General features: G+C 66.2%; 18 protein-coding genes and 2 tRNA genes. 11 read left to right on the plus strand and 9 right to left on the minus strand.

What is annotated here, in order from left to right; translation table 11 throughout:
• Window positions 1-36 precede the first annotated feature (36 nt).
• The 9 genes from OJ997_RS06440 to OJ997_RS06480 all read left to right on the plus strand — a co-directional run bounded on the left by OJ997_RS06440 (window position 37) and on the right by OJ997_RS06480 (window position 8,474).
• Window positions 37-111: transfer RNA gene (locus OJ997_RS06440), tRNA-Pro, on the plus strand.
• The gene (locus tag OJ997_RS06445) at window positions 79-1,032 is read left to right on the plus strand and encodes a methyltransferase (RefSeq protein WP_270024239.1); all 954 of its coding nucleotides are present in this window, start codon (window positions 79-81) and stop codon (window positions 1,030-1,032) included. The genes OJ997_RS06440 and OJ997_RS06445 overlap by 33 nt, the downstream gene beginning before the upstream one ends.
• Window positions 1,029-1,385 carry a hypothetical protein gene (locus OJ997_RS06450; RefSeq protein ID WP_270024240.1) on the plus strand — a complete coding sequence of 119 codons (357 nt, stop codon included), beginning with the start codon at window positions 1,029-1,031 and terminating at the stop codon, window positions 1,383-1,385. The genes OJ997_RS06445 and OJ997_RS06450 overlap by 4 nt, the downstream gene beginning before the upstream one ends.
• A 560-nt stretch (window positions 1,386-1,945) precedes the next feature.
• Window positions 1,946-2,971 carry a threonine aldolase family protein gene (locus tag OJ997_RS38075; RefSeq protein WP_272599445.1) on the plus strand — a complete coding sequence of 342 codons (1,026 nt, stop codon included), beginning with the start codon at window positions 1,946-1,948 and terminating at the stop codon, window positions 2,969-2,971.
• Window positions 2,968-3,627 carry an NUDIX hydrolase gene (locus tag OJ997_RS06460; RefSeq protein ID WP_270024242.1) on the plus strand — a complete coding sequence of 220 codons (660 nt, stop codon included), beginning with the start codon at window positions 2,968-2,970 and terminating at the stop codon, window positions 3,625-3,627. The genes OJ997_RS38075 and OJ997_RS06460 overlap by 4 nt, the downstream gene beginning before the upstream one ends.
• An 84-nt stretch (window positions 3,628-3,711) precedes the next feature.
• The gene (locus OJ997_RS06465; RefSeq protein WP_270024243.1) at window positions 3,712-5,352 is read left to right on the plus strand and encodes an Ig-like domain-containing protein; all 1,641 of its coding nucleotides are present in this window, start codon (window positions 3,712-3,714) and stop codon (window positions 5,350-5,352) included.
• A 41-nt stretch (window positions 5,353-5,393) separates the two neighbouring features.
• Window positions 5,394-5,467 (plus strand) — tRNA-Arg (locus OJ997_RS06470).
• 101 nt (window positions 5,468-5,568) lie between these two features.
• Window positions 5,569-6,735, plus strand: a complete 1,167-nt coding sequence (locus OJ997_RS06475; RefSeq protein ID WP_270024244.1) for a tyrosine-type recombinase/integrase — start codon at window positions 5,569-5,571, stop codon at window positions 6,733-6,735.
• Window positions 6,736-7,475: 740 nt separating this feature from the next.
• The gene (locus OJ997_RS06480; protein WP_270024245.1) at window positions 7,476-8,474 is read left to right on the plus strand and encodes a hypothetical protein; all 999 of its coding nucleotides are present in this window, start codon (window positions 7,476-7,478) and stop codon (window positions 8,472-8,474) included.
• Between the two features lie 53 nt (window positions 8,475-8,527).
• Here the strand turns inward: OJ997_RS06480 and OJ997_RS06485 are convergent, their stop codons facing one another.
• On the minus strand, window positions 8,528-12,634 hold the full coding sequence (locus OJ997_RS06485; RefSeq protein ID WP_270024246.1) for a protein NO VEIN domain-containing protein: 4,107 nt from the start codon (window positions 12,632-12,634) through the stop codon (window positions 8,528-8,530).
• A 608-nt stretch (window positions 12,635-13,242) separates the two neighbouring features.
• On the opposite strand from OJ997_RS06485, the gene OJ997_RS06490 reads away from it, so the two are divergent.
• The gene (locus tag OJ997_RS06490) at window positions 13,243-14,055 is read left to right on the plus strand and encodes an FRG domain-containing protein (protein ID WP_270024247.1); all 813 of its coding nucleotides are present in this window, start codon (window positions 13,243-13,245) and stop codon (window positions 14,053-14,055) included.
• Window positions 14,055-15,155 (plus strand): DUF262 domain-containing protein, encoded by a 1,101-nt coding sequence (locus tag OJ997_RS06495; protein WP_270024248.1) that lies wholly within the window; start codon window positions 14,055-14,057, stop codon window positions 15,153-15,155. The genes OJ997_RS06490 and OJ997_RS06495 overlap by 1 nt, the downstream gene beginning before the upstream one ends.
• Window positions 15,156-15,395: 240 nt before the next feature.
• Here the strand turns inward: OJ997_RS06495 and OJ997_RS06500 are convergent, their stop codons facing one another.
• The 8 genes from OJ997_RS06500 to OJ997_RS06535 form a co-directional block, all read right to left on the minus strand.
• Window positions 15,396-17,162, minus strand: coding sequence for an ABC-three component system protein (locus OJ997_RS06500; protein ID WP_270024249.1), 1,767 nt, complete (start codon window positions 17,160-17,162; stop codon window positions 15,396-15,398).
• Window positions 17,159-17,386 (minus strand): ABC-three component system middle component 6, encoded by a 228-nt coding sequence (locus tag OJ997_RS06505; protein ID WP_270024250.1) that lies wholly within the window; start codon window positions 17,384-17,386, stop codon window positions 17,159-17,161. Before OJ997_RS06505 ends, OJ997_RS06500 begins: the two co-directional genes overlap by 4 nt.
• Window positions 17,383-18,270, minus strand: coding sequence for an ABC-three component system protein (locus OJ997_RS06510; RefSeq protein ID WP_270024251.1), 888 nt, complete (start codon window positions 18,268-18,270; stop codon window positions 17,383-17,385). The genes OJ997_RS06505 and OJ997_RS06510 overlap by 4 nt, the downstream gene beginning before the upstream one ends.
• Before the next feature lie 589 nt (window positions 18,271-18,859).
• Complete coding sequence (locus OJ997_RS06515) at window positions 18,860-19,177, minus strand: hypothetical protein (protein WP_270024252.1); 318 nt, start codon at window positions 19,175-19,177, stop codon at window positions 18,860-18,862.
• Window positions 19,178-19,207: 30 nt separating this feature from the next.
• Entirely contained in the window at window positions 19,208-19,918 is a 711-nt protein-coding gene (locus OJ997_RS06520; RefSeq protein WP_270024253.1) for a hypothetical protein, read from the minus strand.
• Between the two features lie 105 nt (window positions 19,919-20,023).
• On the minus strand, window positions 20,024-20,788 hold the full coding sequence (locus OJ997_RS06525) for a hypothetical protein (RefSeq protein ID WP_270024254.1): 765 nt from the start codon (window positions 20,786-20,788) through the stop codon (window positions 20,024-20,026).
• Between the two features lie 31 nt (window positions 20,789-20,819).
• Window positions 20,820-21,530 carry a hypothetical protein gene (locus tag OJ997_RS06530; protein ID WP_270024255.1) on the minus strand — a complete coding sequence of 237 codons (711 nt, stop codon included), beginning with the start codon at window positions 21,528-21,530 and terminating at the stop codon, window positions 20,820-20,822.
• Between the two features lie 371 nt (window positions 21,531-21,901).
• Complete coding sequence (locus OJ997_RS06535; protein WP_270024256.1) at window positions 21,902-22,690, minus strand: hypothetical protein; 789 nt, start codon at window positions 22,688-22,690, stop codon at window positions 21,902-21,904.
• Window positions 22,691-23,224 lie beyond the last annotated feature (534 nt).

Raw genomic sequence — 23,224 nt, forward strand, 5'->3', positions numbered from 1 at the left:
GGAAAACTTCAATCCGCTGCGATACTGCCTGGACAGCGGGGCGTAGCGCAGCCTGGTTAGCGCGCATGCTTTGGGAGCATGAGGTCCCGGGTTCGAATCCCGGCGCCCCGATTGATCATCGATGTGAAGGCCGACCTCTCGGGGTTGACGGTGCTTGCTGAAAGTGGTGAGCAGGAGACCATCCTCGGCGCGGCGCGCGGCTCACTTGAGCCCTGGCCGGTCTGGACCTGTCCGGACCCGGTGCTGATGACCGACACGGCGCGAATCGGAGCGTTGGCGCCCGGGCTGCGCGACGCCGTCCACGCGCTGTACAGCACGTACCCGCGGACCGTGCGCTTCGACGGCGTCGAGGTGTCGTGGTCGCCCAACGTGTACCCGCGCGTGTGGTGCCCGAGCATCGACACGGTGTTCTTCGCGCGCGCCTTGAAGCCGTACGCCGCGGCGGCCTCGAGCGTCGCCGAGATCGGCTGCGGCTCGGGCTTCCTGACCAAGTACGCGCTCACGCACGGCACGTCGATCACGCGTGCGGTGGCGTCGGACATCAACCTGGACGCGCTCGCGTGTGCGCGGGATGCGCTGGCGGGGCTCTCGCACTCCGCCTCGGTGTCGCTCGTGTGTCCCCAGCCGGACGATCCGACGATCGGCTTCGCGGGGAGCTTCGACGTCATCTTCTGCAACCCGCCCTACATCCCACGGCCGGGTATGCGCAACGACAACCCGTACGAGGGCCTCGATCTGATCGCCAAGCTGGCGCGGCAAGGCCGGTCCATGCTCGCTGACGGGGGCGTGCTCTTGCTGAACATCTCGTCGCTGAGCGGGGCGGAGCCCGAGCGCTGGCTGGCCGAGAATGGCTGGGCCGTGCGCGAGCTGGACCGGCTTACCGTGCCGTTGAAGGTCAACGCGGTGACGAGCGGTGTGACGCCCGAGTCGCGTTCGTGGCTCGAGTACCTACGCGAGCGGGGTCTGGTCCCGGGTCGCGAGGGCTACGAGTACTGGCATGACCTCCGAATGCTGGAGTGTGTCCCGACGTGATTCCCCTATATCTGCATCTCCTTGCCATGGCGATGTTCGTAGGCGGGCAACTCGTCCTGGGCATCGCTGTGGTGCCCGGACTTCGCGGACGTGACCGCGAAGGCCTGCGCGCGGTGGCGCGGCGGTTCGGCTGGGCGTCCCTCGGGGCGCTGGCCGTGTTGCTGGCGACGGGTGCGTGGATGGCGACGGACCGGTCACTGTGGTCCGACGGCACGTTGCACCTCAAACTCGGGCTGTTCGCGCTGGCCGGCGGATTGATCCTCGTGCATCTCCGCAACGGCGCTGCGCATTGGCTCCAGGGGGCGATCCTCCTCGTCTCTCTCGTGATCGTCTGGCTTGGCGTGAACCTGTGACCGACGATCCCTACCGGATGTACATCGTCATCCGGCGCGGAGCGTTCACAACTCTGAGCGAGGGTGGACGCATGGTCGGCCTCGCGGCCGTGCGGGCGGTGCGGGAGTTCGACCTGCCGGCCGAATGGCTCGCCCGTGCGGGCAAGGTCGTGCTGCGCGCGCGCCAGCCGTCGCAGTTCGCCCGCTTGCTGGAAGAGCCGCACGCGGTCGGCGGGGAGGGCGTGATCGCGCTGCCGCCACGAAGGCGGTCGGAGCGGAGCGAGACGCTGCTGAAGATCCAGGCGATGTCGACGGAGCTGCTCGCGCCCGGTTCCTTCGCGTCCGCGCCGGTCGTCTACGCGGTCAACCCGTTGGTGAAGATGAGCACGGGCAAGACGCTCGCGCAGATCGCCCACGCGGCGGTGATGGCGGATGCCTTGGGGTTGGACGTCAGCGCCGCGCGGGTGATCGTCCCGCGCGCGTGGGATCGGTTGGACGGGTGCGTCGCGGAGGTGCGCGACGCGGGCCTGACCGAAGTTCCTCCCGGAACCGTCACCGTGCGTGTCCTAGTGTCTGAGCCGATGCGCGCCTTTGCCTCCGATAACTACGCCCCGATCGTCCCCGAAGCGCTCGAGGCGATCGCGGCCGCCAACGTCGGCCACGCCACGTCCTACGGGGACGACGAGTGGACCGGCCAGCTGCGCGACCGCGCGCTCGAGCTGTTCGGGACGCGGGACATCTTCCCCGTGTTCAACGGCACGGGCGCGAACGTCGTCGGCCTGCGGTCGATGCTGCGGCCGTGGCAGGGCGTCATCTGCGCCGAGACCGCGCACCTGAACGTGGACGAGGGCGGCGCGCCCGAGGTGATGGGCGGCATCAAGCTGCTGACCGTCCCGACGCCGGACGGCAAGCTGACGCCTTCGCTCGTGGATACGCGCGTCGTTCGGATCGGCGACGAGCACGCGGTCCAGCCGGGCGTGGTCTCGGTGACGCAGTCGACGGAGCTGGGGACCTTGTATTCGGTTGATGAGCTGCGCGCGCTGGCGGATCACGCGCACGCGCACGGGATGCTCTTCCACATCGACGGCTCGCGGCTCGCGAACGCGGCGGCGTCCTTGGATGTGGACCTGCGCGCGATCACGACGGACGTGGGCGCGGACGTCGTGTCGCTGGGCGGCACCAAGATCGGGCTGCTGGCCGCCGAGGCGGTGCTGGTCCTGAACGCCGAGCTGGCGCCGTCCCTCTTGTACCTGAGGAAGCAGTCGATGCAGCTCGCGTCGAAGATGCGCTTCGTCAGCGCGCAGCTGCTCGCGCTGCTGGAGGGCGACCTGTGGCGGCGGTCGGCGGGGAACGCGAACGCGATGGCGGCGCGGCTGGCCGAGGGCGTGCGCGAGCTGGTGACGATCACGCAGCCGGTGCAGGCGAACGGCGTGTTCGCCGTGCTGCCCCCGGGCGCCGCCGACGAGCTCCGGCGCTCGTTCAAGTTCTACGACTGGAACGAGGCCACGGGCGAGGTGCGCTGGATGTGCTCCTGGGACACGACGGAGGAGGACGTCGACGCGTTCGTCGCCGCCGTGCGTGACGTCGTCGCCGCCGCGGTGCAGTGAAGGCGACCAACACCGCGGGGTATGAGGCGCCGATCGGCCTGACCGCCGATCCCGTGGTGTTCACGCTTTTGGATGGGCGGCTGTGCGTGTTGCTCGCGCGGCGGCTGGAGGAGCCACAGCGCGGGATGTTCTCGCTGCCCGGCGGCTTCGTGGGTGCGTCGGAGGCGCCGAGCGAGACCGCCGAGCGCAAGCTGCGTGAGAAGACCGGTGTCGGGTCGGTGCACCTCGAGCAGTTGCGCACCTACGCCGACCCGTTGCGTGATCCCCGTGGATGGCTGCCGACCATCGCGTACATGGCTTTGGTCCGTCCGGAGACGCTGCCCGAGGTGACGCCCGCGGAGCGCGAGGCGTCCTGGCATCCGGTCGATCGGCTCCCGGAACTGGCTTTGGACCACGCCACGATCGTCGACGACGGCATCTGGAGATTGCACGCGCGCGTGGGGGACAAGGTCTGGTTCGTGCGCAAGGCGCTGGCGCTGCTGCCCGAGCCGTTCACGTTGCGCCAGGCGCAGCAGCTGTACGAGGCGCTGCGCGGCGAGGTCGTCGACGCGGCCAACTTCCGCCGTGACATGCGAGGCACCGGGTTGCTGGAGGACACGGGCTCGCAGCGCTCGGAGGGCCCGGGCCGCCCCGGCCGGCTCTACCGCCGCGTCTAGGCCCGCCAAGGTTCCTTCAAGGTCGCGGCAAGGCGGCTCCCGTTTCCTTCGCCGGGCACCGAGCCCGAGCCAAGGAAGTCTCCCGTGTCGTCTGCCCGCCGTCTTGTCCTGCTGTGTCTTGCGTTCTTTGCCGTCATCGCCTCACCGGCGCTGGCCGACGGCACCCTGCGCGTGAGCATGAGCGGCCCCGGTTCCGTGACCGGGACCGGCATCAACTGCGCGCGTGGGCTGTCCGGCGCCGCGACCGGCGACTGCGTCGAGGCCTTCGTCGACAAAAAGGTCTGCGTCCTCGACGAGCACGGCAAGCCCGAGTGCGAGATGGTCGCCCAGGGCACCGCCCTGAAGGCCACGGTCGGCGTGAGCGGGTTCGTCTTCGACGGCTGGACGGGCGACTGCTCCGGCCGCACCTGCGACGTCGCGTTGAGCGACGACCTGGGCGTGACCGCGCACTTCCGTGACGCAGTCGCGCCGTCGGTGTCCTTGGGCGGCGTGGCCTCGGGGGCGGTCGTGCGCGGCAACGTGCCGCTGAGCGCCTCGGCGAGCGACAACGCCGGCGTCACGCGCGTGATCTTCGCGGTCGGCGGCACGACGATCGTCGACGAGCAGCCGCCCTACGCCGCGACGATCCCGATCGCCGGGATGAAGGACGGCAACTACGACGCGAGCGCGAAGGCCTTCGACGCCGCGGGCCTGTCGTCGACGAGCAGCGTCCCGGTGACCGTGGACAACACGGCGCCGTCGGTCGGCGTGAACGGTCCTGCGAGCGGCGCCGCCTTCACGGGCGGCACGACCCAGACCTGGACGCTTGCCGTGACCGACACCACCGCGACGTCCGTCAAGTGCAGCGTCGTGCCGCTCGGCACTCCCGCCGCGTTCGGCGCCTGCTCGGGCGGCGCCGGCGCGCACTCGGTGTCCGGCAAGCCACACGGCGCCTACGTGTTCTCCGTCCGCGCCACGGACGCGGCAGGCAACGTCGCCGACGTCACCCGAAGCTTCTCGATCGACACCGTCGCCCCGGTCACGACCGTCATCTCCGACGTGGAGGACGGCGCCACCACCACGTCGACCTCAATCGGCTGGTCGTTCAGCGCGAACGAGCCCGGCGTGTCCTACGCGTGCCGCGTCCACCCCGCGGCCCTCACCCCGGGCCCCTTCGGTCCGTGCTCGTCGGCCGCCGGCCACGTGGCCGCGGGCTTCGCGCCGGGCGTGTACGCGTTCGAGGTCCGCGCGACCGACGCGGTCGGCAACGCCGAGTCGACCCCGATCAAGCGCACCTTCACCGTCGCGCCCGCGCCGCCGCCGCCCCCAGCCACGGTCGTCGATCCCGTGACGCCGCAGCCGACCCCGAGCCACACCGGCACCGGCACCGGCAGCGTGCTCAGCGGAGCGAAGTCCAGCACCGCCGCACCTCAGATCGTCGTCACGCTCGCCTTCAGCTTCTCCAGCTCCACCAAGAAGCAGACCAAGCTCACCTCCCTCGTCGTCAAGGGCGTCCCGGCCGGCTCAACCGTCTCGGCCAAGGGCTTCAAGAAGACCAACGCCGCCGGCATCGTGTCCCTCAAGTCTCTGACCAAGAAGCCGCTGAAGGCCGGCTCGACGATCACGGTGACGGTCTCCCACCCGGCCATGTCCAGCGCGATCAAGACCTTGAAGATCCTCCCGCGCAAGTCCCCGGTCGTCACGACCCAGTGCCAGCCGCCCGGCAGCAAGCCCAAGCCCTGCTGACCGGGATTTCCGGCGGCGCAGCATCTAAGCTGCGCCGCCACGCCCCTGTAGCTCAGCTGGATAGAGCAGCGGACTTCTAATCCGCAGGTCGTTGGTTCGAATCCAACCGGGGGCGCTAGGAAGTGCCTGCAAAGCGCCTGATTTTGAAAGTGCGCTTTAGCACGACCGGCATACCGTGCCGCAATCGTGCCTCGAAATCTGCGCTACTTTGGCGGCATGGAAGTGCCGATTTCGGGTCACGTGTACCGCCACGAGGGCCGCAAAGGTCCGGTCTGGCGAGCCAAGTACCGGCTTCCGGATGGTCGCCAGGCGCATCGCACGATCGGCCCGGCCTGGACCGAGCGGGGGAGGCCGGCAGCGGGCACGTACACGAAGCGAACGGCGGAAGCCTGGTTGCGAGACGTGCTTGACGAGGCACGCCGCGGCACGCTCGCGGGTCTCAACCGGACGGGCGCGACGATTGCCGACGCCGCGGCTGAGTATCTGCGCTTCGTCGAAGTCGATCGCCAGCGCAAAGCGAGCACGATCCGCGACTACAAGAGCGTGGTCGACAACCACATCCTCCCGACACTCGGCAAGCTGGCGATCGAGGACCTCACGATCGAGAAGCTCGAGCGCTGGCAGCGCCAGCTCGGCTCGGAGAGCCCGATCTCCAATCGTCAGAAGGCGAAGATCATCACGATCTTCCATGGCCTCATGGAGCGAGCGCGGAGAGTCTGGAAGTTGCCGTCGAACCCGGTGCGCGACTTGGAGAAGCCGCGTCAGGCTCCAGCTGCAGGCATCGACGTCTTCTCGGCTGAAGAAGTCCATGCCCTCTCGCGCGCTGCCGAAGACGAGCAGGACGCCGCGATCTTCCTGACCGCCGCCTTCACCGGTCTGCGCCAGGGCGAGCTCATCGCTCTGCGCTGGCGTGACGTCGACTTCCGCGGCCAGCACATCCGCGTCCGCGCCAGCTACACCAACCAGGTCCTCTCAACGCCGAAGAGCGGCAAGGTTCGAGCCGTCCCGATGGCGCCGGCTGTGGCCACCGCATTGGCTCGCCTTGGCACGCGAGACGAGTTCGCCGGCGTTGACGACCTCGTCTTCGTCGGCTTGCTGGGTCAGCACCTCGATGCCTCGGCACTGCTCAAGCGCTACAAGCGAGCGCTGACCAAGGCTGGTCTGCGTCCCTTGCGTTTCCACGACCTGCGCCACACCTTCGGGACGCGCATGATCGCCAAGGCTGACATCGTGCGCGTCCAGGAGTGGATGGGCCACGCCGACATCGAGACGACGCGCAAGTACCTGCACTTCGCTCCGCGGCCGGACGACGCCCTCCTGGTTGCCCAGGCCTTCGCCCTCGACGAGGTCGAACCGTCGCCTGTGCCCTCGCCCGAGCCATAGCCGTCGTCAGCACCATCTCCGACTCCGGCATCAGCACCGACACCGGCTCCAGCACCAGCTTCAGCACCGACACCGTCACCGGATTCAGCTCCGGCACCAGCACCGAATCCGGTGACAAACACGTGTTCGCCATACCTACCCTCGCGAACTCACCTCTTCTCGTCGCTCTTCGCTGTCCCGGTTGCCAACCCCCCGATCTCTTCTCTCCTCGCATCTCTCCCTCTGCCTCGAACCACCCCAGCTCCTGTCCAGTCCTTGTCCTCTCGGTCCCTCGCAACCACCCGCCTCGATCCGCCTGCCCACCCATAGCCTCGATCGAAAATCCGACCACCCTCAGACCCTCCGGTGGGTGCGGGTGGTCGGATTTTCGATCGAGGCGCATCTGGCTCTGGCAGGCGGATCGAGGCAGTCCTACTCGTTCGGCCGCCGAACGAGTTGGGGAACGAGTAGAAACACAGGTGGGAGGGACGAAACAGAACAATTCGTTCTGGTTCGTCACGCGTCGGCAGGCGCGATCGGGTGTCCGGCTGCGCGGTGAGAATCGCTCTGGTCTGGACGATTGTGCTCAGACCAACCCTAGGCTCGTATCTGCGTGCCTGACGGTGCGCTGTGGCTTATCCGCACCGGGGCAGCGCGATCCCCACTTCCGCTCATCGTCCAAAGCGACGGTGTCGCCACTCGCGAGTAGCAGCGTCAAACTTGCATCGTGGTCTCCGCCGGGTCGGCTTCAATACTGCGTGATGACTCGTTTCAATGCCCACCTCGGCGGAACGGTGTCCTACACGGACATTCTCGTCATCACCGATGATCACACGCACGAGGAACTCGAAACAAGTCCGCCGGCTGGGTCGCTCGCCGCAGAGCTGACCACCGGATTGACGCTCGAGTTGCTCCCTCGCGACCTGGCGGAGCGGGTGATTCACGCTGCAACGCCGCGCGGCGAGAACTACGACCCCGCGCGTCAGTTCGGCCAGCTCTATTCGTTTGTCCGGCGGGGGCCACTCGACGATCGCTATTTCACGTTCGACCCGGACGCACTGATTCGCAACGCACTGCAGCTCTCCCGGTTGATCGTGCCGAACGCCCACTCGACCGACTATGCGGCTCGCGTACTCGCTCATGAAGTGTTCCCGTTCAAGCGCGAGGAAGGGCTCACGATCGCACCTCTGCATCCCGAGCATCGCGAGTTTGCTTTCCGGGTCGACACGGCATCGCGCGGGTGGCTCACCGAGGCCGACGCCGACGAACTGGGGCGCCTCCTCAGGCGATGGCTGGCAGTCCGCGAGCAGCTACCGCAGAGGGTGAAGAACGCCATGTGGTGGAGCGAGTGGACAGCCCGAACGGGATACATGCAGCCGGCGTTCGTGAACACCGTCTCTGCGTTTGAGGCGCTCGTAAGCACGAACACTGCTGGGCAGCGCGCGGAGTTCGTCGTGCGAGCGTTGGCCGCGGCGGAAGAACTGGAGGAGGCGAACCTGAACATCGACGCCGAACTACTGGACCGCTCCTACACCGCACGCTCGGAGATCACGCATGGCGCGTTCGTGGCGATGAACGCATCCGGGCCTGAAAGAGATGACCTCGTTCGTTTACAGGCGGTGCTTCGCGGGCTACTTCGGCGCGCGATCTATGACGATGCCTTCGCTGGAATTTTCGCTACGACCGCGACCGTCGACGAACGATGGCCTGTCCCTAGCCGGTGGCGGGACGTCGTTGGGCTTGCCGCTCGCCGGCCATAGGCTGTGCGTATTCGTCCAAAGCCGTAGTGACAGCCGGCGAAGCAGCGCGACTGTCAGCCGAGGGGCGCAATCTCTGCCGATAGGCCCGAGATGTCGAGCCGCATGGAGCCGTTTGAAAGCTTCGCGATAGGGTCTGGCTCTCGCACCAGCACGGGACTCTTCGAGTCGGCTTCGTAGACGCGGCACAGTACGTATCGGTCCCGCGCACGTAGCGCGAGTTCGAACTCCGCCAAGGGCCAGTCGAACCGTCCGTGACGGCCGGTCGTCGCCTTCACCTCCAGCCAGATGTCAGCTCCGTCGGCATCGACGGAACGGATGTCGTGATTCGCCGCTGGATTGTGCGCCGCTGTCCAGATGACACGCTCAGGCAAGAAACCGAGGCCCTGGACACGCTTCCGCTCGTCCTCAAGCACGAGTTCCTCGCCGCGCCGGCCGACTTCGCGGTCGCGTGCTTCTTCGGCGGGCGTGCGTAAGCGGCCGTTACCGCCACCTCCACCTCCATGGCCGACGTTGCGCACTGGCGGCGTCCACGCCGCAGGCGGAGCAGTCGAGAGCTTGACTTCGTCCAGTGCAGGCAACGGTCGCGGCGGTCCCGGCTTCGGTGGATTCGGCGAAGGTTTGGGGGGCGGCACGGGTCCAGTTGCCGGTAGCCCGTCCTTGATTTGGCCAAGTTGCTTCTGCAGAGCCTCGCCGACCTGTGCCACGAGATTGTCGGTGGCGCTTTCCTCCTCGGCTATCAGGTCATCGAAGGAAGTGTCGCCGGCGTCTGGATTCCACGAGACGCCACGCTCCGCGAGATATCGCTGGACCTCGTCCGTTGAGTCGCAGCTCAAGATGCGGAAGATTGCGTCGGCCAGGGGGCGCTGTGTCGCCGTGGCATCGTCGACCAGGCTCGCGACAGCGCGCGCGATCGCTCCGTTGACCTCGGACTTGCTGCGCATGAAGCTGAGGACGATGCGCCGATCGATGACGGCGACGTCGCGCGAGACCTGCAACTCGTGCCGGCCGAGCCTATAGCGCTCCATTAGCGAGGTGACGAAGCTGACGCCGGTCAGGTGCCGCAACCGGCGGCTGAAGGTCCGACTCGGTGCCAGGGATTGTGATCGGTCTGCGGCCGCGACGGCGTACACCGCCGACGAGAACGCTCGCTGCTGCAGGCGGGCCAGCGTCGTGGATTCGATGAATCCGGGCGGCCCGGGGCGGTCTTGGCCCACCGTGAATCCGAGCGATCGGCGGGCGATGGTGAGCGGGATTGTGCCCGCACTCTCGTAGAACCGCCGCGTTACAGGGTCGACCAGATCGGCGAACGCAATTGGCAGACCCTGCTCTCGAACCACGCGCGCGGTGGCGGGGTCGTCATCGATCAGCAGCCGGCGCCCCGGGGCGTCCGTCGTGGGGTGCAGACGTCCTTCGGTGTCCAGAAGCACATGCCAGGTCGGCGGCAGGCTGTCAGGGACGCGGCCGAGCTGGACGTAGGCGGCCCGGATCACGGCGCGTTGTGCTCCCGGGAGCTGGCGGCGACCGCTTTCGCTTTGTTGATCCAGCCACTCGAGAAAGCGACGCCAGTGACGCTGCTGCGCCGTAACGTCGGCGCCAAGCGCCTGATAGACGCGCTCGAGCCCGCCCTGGATGACGGGCAACACAGGTCCAAAGATGAAACGGTTTCGACGTCCGAGCAGGACTCTGGCGGGTGTGTGCCAATCGCCTCCTTCGAAGATCACCGGCTCGTCGACCAGGCTCTCGATCGCTTTCTCGACGCGCAGCGACGCGACTAAGGCTGGATACAGCACGTTGGGATGCGAAGGGCCGCTGCCGGCCTCGCGGAGTTCTTCGAGATGGCGCAGGATGTCGTCGCTCCGCGGCTCGCTGGAACAGCCCAGTCGGTCGTACAGCGCAGGGTGGGTCCCTTCGACGAACGCGGCGTTCGGGCCGACGCACTTGAGGAGGTACGGCGTCCGGATCAGTGCCTTTGCCGGTGGGATGAGTTGGCCGTTCGAGGAGAGCAGGAAAGCGATCGATTCCAGCCGTTTGACCGTCAGGCGCGTCAGCAGCGGCCGATGGCGCATGAGCAGCTGCTCGAACCCGGGCGCGAGATCCGGACGCTCAACGACAACGTTCGCGTAGGCGACCAGGTCGGCTCCAGTTAACTTCGATCGAATCGCCAATCGCTTCATCAGCCTCGTGTTGCCGGCGACGGCGTCACCGGGGAAGCGGAGTGCAGGCTCGATTCGTCTACCGACTCGGGATAGGACCAGATCGTTCGGGGCGGCCCACTCGCCGCGATGGTCACGGACAACGGGCGAGCGTTTGACGACGGGCCACGTCGTGCGCCCGATCGTCTCTGGCGCGCTCAGCATCTGGTGGTACAACGCCTCGCGCTCGTCATCGTCGGCGTCACCGGTCAAGGCTCGTTCGGCGACGCCGCGGGCCCACCTGGACGTTTCGAAGGGCTCGCAGAGGCGGGCGAGGGCGCGGTACTTGTGAAGTTCCGCGTGCAGTTGCTGCCCGGGAGCGACCGGCGAAACCGCGGCCAGCGCAGGATCGATCAGCCACAACGGGTCTGACGGAGACGCGAGCGTACCGGCAGCGGTCAAGGTCGTGGGCGAGGTGCGCAGGTCGTTGCGCTGGTTAGCTGAAAGGGGGTGGCGGCCGAGCGCCTCAGCGAAACGTCTCTGGAGTTCGAGGTTTCGCCATGGGGCGGGGAAAGTCGGGTAGTGCAGATCTCCAACTGCGTCGCCGAGCTTGGTCGAAAGTCGCGTCGCGTCCTTGCCGGCACACCGCAGCCGCACCGCGGACGCAACCGTGAAGCTGCGAGCACCCGCATCGCGGGCCATGGCGATGACCGAGGGTTCCCACAGGCGCGGGTCCAGCCTGCGGACGTCTCCGACGAGTTCGTCGAGTTCCGGCGTGATTCCGATCATCACATGGGACGCTGCCCTAAACGCTGGACGGCGTCCTCCGGCGCGCTCGCGGGTCGCCCAGCACTCCCGCGTCTGGAGACGCTGAATCACCTGCGCCGCGAAGTCCCCATGGTCGGTTTGACGCGGGAGGGCAAGGTACGCGTCGGCGCCGAATTCGTCGAGCCACTTGGTCGTGACGAGCTGGAGGACGAAGTCAGCTGTGATCTCAAGGAGCCAGGCGTTCCACTCGTTGTGGCCGGGATCGATCACGTCCTTGCGATCCGAGTTCATCTCGAAGGGTGCGCTCACGCTGAGAGCGCACCCGGTCAACGCGTTCACCGCGCCGATGGGATGGAAGAGATGACCGGCGTGGGTCATGTCAGGCCGTTTGCGGCGCATCCGCAAGGAGACCCCAATGCGTATTCGCTGGCCAGGAACTCGGAAGTACGTCGGAAAAGCGTGTGTCCGATGCCTCGGTGGGATCTCGACGGTGCGCTGGTACTCAAGCTCGACGATGCGCTCATTGCGCTCGGCGCTGGAGTCCGAGCGGGTGATCGACCGCTCGAGCGTGACGCCGCCAGCGCGATGTCGGCCGAGCATTCGCACCCGTTGCTCCCACTGCAAGGTCCGTTCGAGCCGCGCCGATGCAACGGTCACAGCCCGCAGGCTCCTCGGTCCGCTCGGCGCCGCGAGCTTCATCACCGTCGGAGCGAGCTCGCTGGCGAGCGCGACGATGTCACGCTCCTCACGCTCCGGGCTGTAGGCCTCCAGCTTTCCGACCTGTGCAATGCGCCATGGGACGAACACGTGCGCGCCGGGAACGCCCCTCGAACTCGGGTCTGTACGCGGGGACGGCCAAGCCCCGCGGCGATGGTCGAGCACGGTTTGCCGGCCACCCGACCGTATGTAGATTTGATCGCCGAAGATGAAGAGCGAGCGCAATCCGAAATTCTTCGAGCCAATCCCGTTGATTTTCTGAGGCACCTTCTCTTCCTCGCCGGCGATCGTCCCGGTCCCGAGCATGACGCTCAGTCGCCGCCAGCCGGCATTGTCGATCACCCGTCCCGTCCCCGAGATGGCGAGCCCGTCGGCGCCGAAAGTGACGGTTAGCGCCCGTCCCTGAGCGTCGTACTCGTTCTGGACAAGCTCGCGGAGCACGTCGACGGCAGAATGACCCGCCGCGAACTCCTCCACGAAGCTGCTGCCGACTCGATACTCCAACTCCGACGGCTGCAGCTCCGGCGGTTCCCAGGCGCTCATCTCTTTGCTCTCATCGAAGCGCTCCGGAAGTGGCGCGGACGACGATCGTGCCATCGCGCGATGATTGGCTCCGGTCGGACTGGGGTCCGACGGCCGGAGGTGTCGCTAGCAGGTGCATGCGCGTGACGTAGAGCCTCAGTCGTGGCCTGGCCTAGCGCTTCGCAGTTCCGTGTTCGTCGAGCAGGTCGGCAAGCCAAGACTAGGTCGTCTGAACGGACTTCTGTCGTGCCGGGGCCGCCGATCAACTGTCCTTGTACTGACGGAGTTCCCAGTCGGGAACGTCGACATCGAGATTCCGGTGCGGGTCGGAGAGGAGCTGCGCGGAAGGCCCCAGATCATCTTGAGTCGTACGTCGTGGCGGGCCATGAAAGGACCATATAACGAACGCAAAGCGCTGATCGTTCAGCGTACTGTCCTCTGAGGCCGCGACACCGCGCCCTGACGTCGAGCGTGATTGTGTCGCAGTTCGCCGAACACGGATAGCGCGCGAGCCGTGGGCGTGCTGCTCGTCCTCGTCCAAAGCGACAGCGTATGGTCAGACGTGCGAGGCCGCTGGGCGGCCGCGCCTTCGTCACGCAGCGAAGATTACTCGTAGGATCCGGCTCCGAATGGGGGCACCCGAGGAGACCACAATTAAGTCGCTGGGCGAGTTCACGCACGCCGTGGAAATCGCGATGGGCGACGAAGCGCCGGTCTGGTACCGGGGCGTGACCAACGCCGAGCACCCCCTCGTCCCATCCCTTTTCCGCCATCCGACGATCACGCAACCGAACGAGCTGATCAAGCTTGAGCGCGACCTGCAGCGCCGCTACGAGGAGCGGAGCATCCCGTTCCGCGACGTGCTGGCCCCGGTGGGCGACTGGGGCCAACTCTTTGTGATGCAGCACTTCGGCGTCCCGACGCGGCTCCTCGACTGGAGCGAGAATCCCTTCGTCGGTCTGTACTTCGCCTTGGCGAACCCGGTGGTCGACCCCAACACGAAAGAGGTCGTCAAGGACGCCGTGGTATGGGCGCTTAAGCCCATCGCCTGGAACCGGCACGCTCTCCAAGACGTGAACTTCACCGGCGGCATCCTGTCGATCGGCACCGAAGACGACGACTTTCTTAAGGCGCTGGCGCCCGGGGTGAACGACGACCACGTTCGGGCGACGCCGTTGGCGCTGCACGGCATCCACAACAGCCCCAGGATCGTCGCTCAGCGGGGCGCTTTCACGATCTTCAGTAAGTACACGACGCCCATGGATCAGACGTTCGACGACAAGGATCACCCAGCGGAGAACCTTCGCCGCTTCGTGATTCCTGCGGACCACGTCATGATGATGCAGCGAGCGCTGACCGCGATCGGCATCACCGACTCCGTGATCTATCCAGATCTCGGTGGCCTCGCCCTTGAACTGAAGCGCTACTTCAAGTTCGTCTGATGTTCGTCGTCGAGGAACTCAAGGCCCGACCGCTGCGCTGGTGGGTCGACAACCGCGGTCTTCTCGATCTCGCCCCCCCGTACCAGCGGCGGGGCGGATTGTGGAGCGTCCCGATGCGTCAGAAGCTCATCGATTCGATTATCAACGGCTATGACCTCCCGAAGTTCTACCTCGCGGACTTCGCGTCCGGGCCACCGGACCTGAACACGGCCGGCCGCCGATTCGCGGTCGTCGACGGGCGGCAGCGACTCGAAGCGATTTTCCGGTTCGCTGACGATGAGCTCACGCTGGAGGAGGAGTTCGTTCTCGCCGACGAGCCGGCGCTCGAGCTCGCGGGCCTCACCTACAGTCAGCTCCGCCAGCGTGATCCTCGCACGGCGTCAAGGTTCGACGAGTACCGCTTAACTATGTACGCCATCCGGACCAATGAGGAAGGGCGTATCAACGAGCTGTTCACACGACTGAACAGCAGCCGCGCGCTGAGCGGTGCCGAGGTTCGAAACGCAATGAAGGGTGTGGTTCCGGGACTCATTCGTGAGATCGCCGACCATGAGCTTTTCACAAGCTTGGTCCGGTTCTCGCGGAACCGCTATCAGGATCGGGAAGTTGCAGCGAAGTACCTCTTGTGCGAGTTCCGAGGCAACCTCGTTGAGACCAAACGAGCCGGCCTTGACCGTCTCGTGCGCGAAGGAACGCGCGCCGATGCCGATCCGGAGAATCTACGCCGAGCTGCGGACCGGGTTCTAGAGGTGTGCGATCGGATGGCGTCGATCTTCGAGCCCTCCGATCGCCTCCTGAGCTCACAAGGCTCGATGGTGCCCTACTACTGGCTCGCGCGGACTGTAGGCGGCGTGCATGGACCACGCATTCGAGCTTTCCTCTTGGACTTCGAAGAACTCCGCCATCGCAACCGCAGAGTTGCGGCCGACCCACGCGTCGGCGGCATCGTTGATCCAGATCTTCTGCGCTATGACGCGCTGAATCGCAGCATCAACGACCAGGGCAGCATCGAGGGACGCTTCGCCATCCTCATGGCCTTCCTGAATGAGTGGTTGGAGGAAGGGCACCTTCAGCCGCGGCCGAGTCCACGCTTCGGCTGACACCCGGTACGGAGCATCCGATCGATTTGTCGACACAGCTCTTACTGGCCTCGTGAGACCGCTGTACAGAGCGCCTTGGCCGGCCCGGGGACTAGCCGTCCGCGCTACTGCCTTCCATGCAACGCGATAGCGCCCCGTCTGTACGTGAGAACACTCTGCTGAACAGCTGCAGTGACCCGCGATGCCCAGGGTCTGTCCCGTCTCTAGGCGTGGTCGGCGGATCGGTGACCCGGCCTGCGCTCAGAATCGGATGCCGAAGAGTCCACCGTCTTCGCCCTGATCCGAGAGGGTCAGGACCGTGTGGTCGGCGAGCTTGAAATCGCGCGGGAGATCCGTTGTTGGGATGCTGTCGGAGTTCAGGAGACTGAGGTACTGGAACCCGCACTCGCGGGCCTTGCGCTCGGCCAGGACGAGGGCCCGGGCGCGCTGGCGCTCGTCAACGCCGTCGAAGATGGCGCTGTCGTGGACGAGGAAACCTGGCTTCGTAGCGTGACGGCTGAGTAGCTCGGCGACCATGAGGTCGTAGGCGAACACGACCATCTCCTGGACGCCCTGGCTCTCGCCCTTCGCGATGTCGTAGTCGAGTCGGTAGCCGCCGTCGCGATTGACCCCGATCAGGAGGGAGCCGGGCTCGGGGTAGAGGGCGTCTGTGTTCTCGCCGAAGATGCGGATGGCTTCCTCGATGGCGCCACGGCGAGCGTCGAAATCGCGGCGGGCGTCAAGGACGAGCTGCTGCTTCTCGATGCGGATCTCGGCAAGGCGCGTCTCGAACCGGCGGAGGTTGTCGAGCTCCACCTGGAGGCGCTCGACCCTGGTGACCCGCTCGGCGTGCTGGCTCTGCAGTTCCTGGTACTCATCGAGTGCCCCGCTCTCCTCCAGGACCTTCATCAGCTGTGCGCGCCGGTCGTCGAGACGCTCTTTGGTCTTGTCACGGCGGGCAATCTCGATCTCGAGGCGCACGATCTCCGAATCGAGGTACTCGCGGCGGTTGAGGATGAGCTGCTGATGGAAGCCCTGCACGTCCTCGAGGCGCTTTGTGAGCTGATCGCCGAACACGATCCCCGCCTCCTCGTAGGTCCGTCGCAGGCGCTCCAAGTCGGCCGGCTTCTCCTCCTCGATGGCGGCCACATAGAACTCGATCCGTTGCTGGTCGGCTACGTTGGCCGCGGCAAGTTCGTGCAGCTGCTGGGTCAGTTCCGACGCCTCAACCTCAATGTCGCGGTACTGCTCCACGACGTGAAACCCGCGAAGCTGCTTGGCGCGCCGCTCGACCTCTTGGCGCAGGTTAACGATCCGTGCCTCGAGTTCGGCTTCGACGCTGTCAGGGCGAATTCGGTGCTCTCGAGCCACGCTGCGCGTGATCGCGACGTGGCCCTTGCGTAGGTCTTTGCCCTCGTCGACGAGCTGCTTGGCCTTCGCGGGATGGTTCCAGTCGAGACCGAGCAGGAAGGCGTGCTGGACCTGTTGCTCGGCGGCGCTTTGGGACCCGAAGTACTTGAAAGGGCTGATGTAGGCCTCTCGCTCGGTGCGAGCGAGGTAGTTCAGCAAGGCGCGCGGCCAGGGCATGGTCGCGCCCGATGCGCCTTCCCGCGCGCGGAGACCGAACAACAGCCGCCCAAGCTCGAGACGCCACTCATCGACCGGGAGCCAGGTGACCTCGTCCGAGTGCCGAGCGGCCGGGATCAGTTGCTCGAGATCGCCGCCACGAAACTCCACGCGCGACGAATCCTCTACGGAGCGCGTGACCGAGACGCGCTGCCCCCTGAGATCGAGCGTCAGCGTGAAGCTCCAGGAGGCGAGCTCCGGGGCCACTCGGAAGGGATGATCGGCCTTGGCGCCGGACCCGAGACACCACTGGATGATTCGTACGACAGAGGTCTTGCCTGAGCCGTTACGGGAATCTCGGTCGGATGCGCTGGTAGTTCGTTCGGCGAGCACGACGTTGAGCCCGCTGTGCAGACGGACCGGCTTGAACGACGCGCGGTTGGCGGTGACCGAGTGGATCATCCCCGCGCTCTCCTGAGCCCGTGCTCGCCGGCCTCGAGCGCGCCAATCGCATAGAGCATCGAGAGCGTCAATACGAACACGTCGAAGCCAGCGACCTCCTTGGTGCCGCGCACCCGCTCCCACAGTGCATTCGCGGAGATAGGACGCTCCAGCTGCTCGAGCAGCACCGCTCCCGTCGCGAGCAAGGAGCGATCGACCCGCACGTGTTTGGTTGGTGCGATCACGGTTCGAACACGTCGCAGATCTCGAACGCGCGAGTCACGATCGCGGCCGCCGCCCAGAAGCGCTCGTCGGAAGCCGAGGACGTCGCGCCGACCGTTTCGACCAAGGAGAAGAACAGCGCGTCCGAATCGTCGATGTCCTGGCGCTTCTGGATGTACAGCGCCTTGAGCGCAGCAGCGACACGTGGCGCGAACTCGGGGTCTGGGTGCTCGTCTGCGAGCCGGCGGACGGTCGGGACCAGCCCGAGCGCACCTTGTACGATCCGCTCCGTCACCGCTGTCAGATCGTTGCGATCCAGCTTCTCGCGGGGTGCCGTCAAAGTGAGGTCTTCGGATGCTGCCGATGCTCCCAGCGACGCGACACTGTTCAGTAGGCTCGCGACATCGGCGGCCACGTCCGCACCGGTCGCTGCGACCGAGCCGGGGTAAGGTCGGAGAAGGTCGTTGCGGTCAGCCTCGGGTAGCTCCCGGACAATCTGCCATAGCGCCTCCTCGCCCCACTGGAGGATCTCGATGCCGGCGTGTTGTGAGTTCAGCGTCGCGATGAGTTTGACCGCGTCGGGCGGCAGGCCCCTTCTGGGCGTGCTCCACACGAAGATCCAACGCTTCATGCTGGGCCACTGCGTCTTGGCGCCTTCGAAGTCCTCGCGGATCTTCTTGCAGGTCGGGGCAGTTGTCAGCGGTGTTTCGGGCGCGTACACCTGATAGTTGGTGTGATTCGACGTCTGGTAGCCGTCGCTCTTGCGATCACCCTGGGGGCCCGCAGGCGCGACGGGACAGAACGTCGGGTCCGATCGGACCATGATGTCCTCGAAGAACTGCTGGAAGGCCTTCTCGCTCAGAGTCGTCCACGCGACCTTGAACCAGGCGTAGTGCCACTGGAGCACAGTTGCAGTGTGTCCCGTGGCGCTGGTGCCGGGGGCTGAGGGCATCCGCGGGAGTATGGCGGGCGGGCCGGTCGTCGCCGCAACGAGAGCGGCGTTATCGCTTCAACGTGGGAGCGGATGGCGGGTGCGTTCTGTCGGAGGCGCTGAGAGCGGATCCAGCCGTAGTGCCGGGACCGAGACATTGGAGCTCCGCAGGTCGCCGCGGCGTTCGAGTCTCGTGCCTCGAACCGTGCCTCCGACTCGGCAAATATGACCTCGGAGAAGCTGACCGTACCCGAGCAAGTTTGGCTCTAAATCAGGCAAAGTACCTGCAAATAGCAATCTTCTAATCCGCAGGTCGTTGGTTCGAATCCAACCGGGGGCGCTGAGAAACGCCTGGAAACGGGCCTTCGTGCAGTCGGCGGTGTCGGGGCAGACGTAGTCAAGTCCCAGGTCGGGGTGCAAGAGTCGTCGGTAGCGCTCGCGGCTGCTCAGGTCAGAGCAGGTCTCTTGTCAGGAGGCATTGACCGGCGGCTGTAGGGTGCGTTTCGGCCTGCATGGCAATCGCGCTGCATGCACGGTCTCTGGCGTGATTGCTCTGCGGACGTAACTACGTCTGACGGGCGATCCACTTTCCGGATTCGTCGACGGTGACCTCCCACGAGACGCGCCCGCTCTGCCCGGCAGCGATCGCTTCCCAGTCCTCATCTGTCCACTCGGTGGAGTCCACCGCCGCTGTGCTGTTGTTTGCCTCGAGCGATTCTCTGGTGGCCCGGTAGTCGCCCATGCAGGTGAAGACGCGGGCTTCTTTCTGAACGCATGAGACGTTGGAGACCCTTGCGCCTGACCAGTCTCCCTGTTGCAGTTCCTTCGTCAGATCATTGCCGCTTGGCGAGCCGGCGCCGCAGCCGGTGAGCAGAGCGAGCACGGCCAGACTCCCACATGCGCGTACCATCGGTTACGAGAGCCGGTAGCGTCCGGCTTTGTCCTGCCTGCAGGTGAAGCCGTGGCGTTTGTAATCCTTCTGGTTGCGGATGGCGCAGAACTGCCCGCGCGCGATGCACTTCTTCGCGCCGCCGATCTTCGCCGACGTGCAGGAGATGCTTGCTTCGTATCGCTTGACGAGGCGGGCAATCGCAGCCTTGTCGGCCGCGACCGTCTTATCGGTCGACGCAGCGACGGCGTAGGCCGTCGGCGCGCAGATGGCGAAGGCCTCGACGTACGCGGTTGTGTTGCCCTGGTAGGACATACCGCCGATCACGTACCAGCCGCTGCGGCTGGCCACCGTGTCCGACGCGGCCATGCCGGCGTCACCGACTGAGACGCCGCCGCCGGAGATCGCGCGCTGTCCTGCCGGGCACGTCGCCATTGCGCTCTGCACGTAGGTGCCGTTCCAGTACACACGCTGGGAGCGCACGTAGTTGATCTGACCCACCGCGCTCGGACCAGCGGGACCAGCGGGACCCGCCGGACCGGACGGGCCTGTGAGGCCTGGCTCGCCCTGGATACCGTCCCTTGCGGTCGAACTGAGCTGCGTCAGACCGATCGCGCCCCGCTTGATGTCCTTGGCAGTGATCGTGCCGTCCTTGATCTGAGCGCTGGTGACCATCGACGCGGCCGTGGCCGTGCCGCCCATCGCAAGAACGATCGCCGCCGTGCCGAGCCACACGCCCGGACGCCTAACGTTGCGCATGTTCCCCTCCGTGAGGATCGCTTAGGTCGACCTTATTCCGACCTCAGTGCGCGCTAGCTTACGCTCGCGCGCAAGAACTCCTTACCATACGTTGGTCCAGGCTGCGAAGGCAGCGCGGCGATCAGCGGTTCTCACGCGGCCAGTTCGCGACGCATGTGCGTCACAGTCTCGGAGTCTTGAGACAGCGAGGTACTGGGCTCGCGCGAGGGGCATCGTTGTGCGTGGAGTTCGCCAAACCGAGGTCGGACGACGCTCCGATATGCGGCGGTCGTGTTCCTTACCCGATCTGGGGTTGTCAAGTTTCGCGTCGGTCCTGGTCGGACGCGGGACGTGTCGGTCGAGATCGTTGCCCGGGCGGCGGACATCGCCGGGTCCGGAGCGTTCTTCCCGCCCCGGGGGATCGGGCGGGTGGAAGCTCGTCCTCGAGATGAACTCGACCTTCGCCTCGATCGTTTCGCGGTTGCCGATCGTCAGCGACGGCACCGAGAGTGTGTACGAGACCAGCGGAAGCGCCGTCTTGCCGGCGGATGACATGCGCTCGTCGCCTAGATCGGCAAATCGCTCACGCAGGGCGGCCATCAGCGCTTCGACCTCGGCCTCGCTAGCAGACGTGAGGTAGTCGTTGTCGCTGCTGCCGCGCTGCGCGGCGGCGTCGAGACGCAACGATGTCGCGTTGCCGCCCATGACCTGCAGCTCGATGCCGTGCTCGGCCGCGAGCCGCTTGAGCTGCTCGTTCAGCTCAGCGCACCACGCGCTGATCTCGCTGATGTAGTTCTGGGTGATCCCGTTGCGCTTGCCCTGCTCGACGATGATCGAGGGCTCGCGAACGAAGTCGAGCACGAACAAGTCGACGAACGGAGCGAGATCCCCTGACCAGTCACCGGCGTGCCCCCGCGGCAAGCTCCCGTAGCTCGAGGCGCGTGTCCGAGGCGATGGTGTCCGGTTCAAGGACAGCGTCGACGTGATCGCGAAGACCCATCTCACGTGCCCAGCTCCGGAGTCGCGGAACATCTGCTTTCGCGCGCACCATCGCTGCCAGAACGGCGCCGAGATCCGCCAGCGATGCCGGGAAGGTCCCTGCGCGAACTTCCCGGAGGAGGTCCAGCCACGCCTTCTCCATCGGTGCGATGGGGCCTCGAACCCCGAAGCGCTCCATCCTGGCTGGCGGCTGCCCTCGGAGCAGCACGAAGCTCTCGGGTGTCGGTGTCTGCAGACGCTTCGACGCCGCGCCGGCGGGTAGCGACCAGAATCCAGCTTCGCTGAGAGCGAACGCCACCTCGGCAAGCGCATCCGGATCCGCGTAGACGAGATGCGGATATGAGCGCAGGAACTGATGGCTGTGCGAGCCGATCACGTCCAACCCAGTGAGATGCGCCTCGGCTCCCGACTCGCGGAGCGCGGCCACGAGCTCTTGAATCTCCTCAGGCAGGAACGCCTCAGCGCCCGGAAGCGCGTATTCGCCGTGGCCTGCGTGCACGAGTCGCCCTTCGTCGACCATGCGAGCGAGATGCCGGGCCACGGTGGCCGACGACGCGTCGACTTCCCGCACGAGCGTGGCACGACGCGCGGTGCCGCCCCGCTCGCGCACAGCAGACAAGATCCGTACGTCCAGAGGGACGCCGTCGGGACTGCGGGATGGATCTGCGGAAACGTAGTTGATTTCCGCAAAATCGTATCATCGTCTACGGATGCGCTCGCGGTTTCAGTCCGAAGCAGGCAAAGCGGCTTCTAAGCGGCCGTGCCGGGGTGGGCGCGGGACGGCCGCAACTCGCGCAAAGCGACAGTGACGGTCCAGCCGGAACTCGCACCTTGATGTGGGCGTCGGCGGTTGTGGGCAGGAGCAGCGCGATCGCGAGGGGCGGATGCCGCAGCGGTCACCCCAATCCAACTCGCGGTCCGATAGTTGCGGAGCGATCCCGCCGGCCACGCGCAAGCTGACCGTTTCGACGCGGCAACTCCCTAGCCCTTCGGGCGAGCTGGCTCAACTAGTTCGACGGGGCCACGATCCATGAGATGCCGTCCGAGGTCCTTGAGGATCGCGGGGTTCTCGAGGACAAGCTCCGTGACCCCCGCAGCCAGCTCCTGAGGCGCCAGCTCTCTGAGCTGCGCGAGAGCAGCAGGATCACCGCCGGCGACGTGTGCGTTCGCCAGCACGTGCAACAGCCTGGAACGAAACTCTTCAGTAGCGAGCAGAGCCACGACGAGTTGCTCGTATTGCTCGGTGCTCATCGTGAGCTTGACGTCGTGGAGTGTGGTCGCCACGTCCTGCCCCGGAGCATCATCCGTGCCCACGTCTTGAACCACGAGCGTGGCGGGCTTCGCCTCCGCTCGGCTCGCCTTCCTGGCCTTGCGGGCTTCGCGCTTCTGAATGAGGTCGTCGCGCTTCGCCTTGAGTGCAGGGATGAGTTTCGTGTCTCGCCACTGGACAACGTGGGGTCTCGCCACTTCGACGAGCTCTTCGAGGACCCGATTAACGAACGCGGCAGCGAGCATCTCCCCCACGGTCGGTTGCGGAGGCTGGCTGGACTCGTGGAAGTACACGACCAGAGGTTCGGGTTCGGACTGATCGTCCTCACCTTCCGCCTTCAGGCGGATCTCGACGTGCTCAGGGCCCTTATCGGTGGAATTCGGCGTGAAGCCCCGACTCCAGCCCTCCGTCTTTCTCGAATCCGCGAGGCGCTCGCCCGCGGGCATCCGAACGACGGCATCGACCTCGACGTAGCCACGGTCGTCATCGCTCAACGTCATGGCCCCACTGTAGGCACGGCGATCGAAACGCTCGACGGCTCGCAAGCGTGAAGCGCTATCCGCGGCCGGCGTCTCATCGAGACGATCACGGCGGACGTGCCCTCGTCGTCCGTAGCGGCAACTCGGACACGATGTCGAGCCCGGGTGAAGAACAACGCGGCCGCCGTCCGCGTCTGCGTCGCCGCGCGTCCTGTGTGGATAGAGAAAGATCTTGGCCGACCTCGCGCCCTGAGACCACGCGATCCGACCAAAGCCGGAACTCGCGCAAAGCGAGAGTCGCCAGATCCGCCGAGTCACGTGGTTCGACCGCTATCAAGACATCGGAAATCGCCACAGAAGCACCACTTCGATTGCCGTCAAACCATGGTCGCCGGGCGTTTCGTGTCGGGAGCACGGCCGGGGGTTCGAGTAAGAGGGCCGGAGAGGTCCGCTTTCCTCGGTGCGGTGCGGCTCTGCGCATGTTCAGTCGGAGACCTTGGGGTAACGCCCGGGCTCGAGCGCCGGCCGACATGTCCGAGCCGCGAACAACGCACG

The organism is Solirubrobacter phytolaccae (assembly GCF_027587195.1).
In the GTDB taxonomy this organism is placed as follows: Bacteria; Actinomycetota; Thermoleophilia; order Solirubrobacterales; family Solirubrobacteraceae; genus Solirubrobacter; species Solirubrobacter phytolaccae.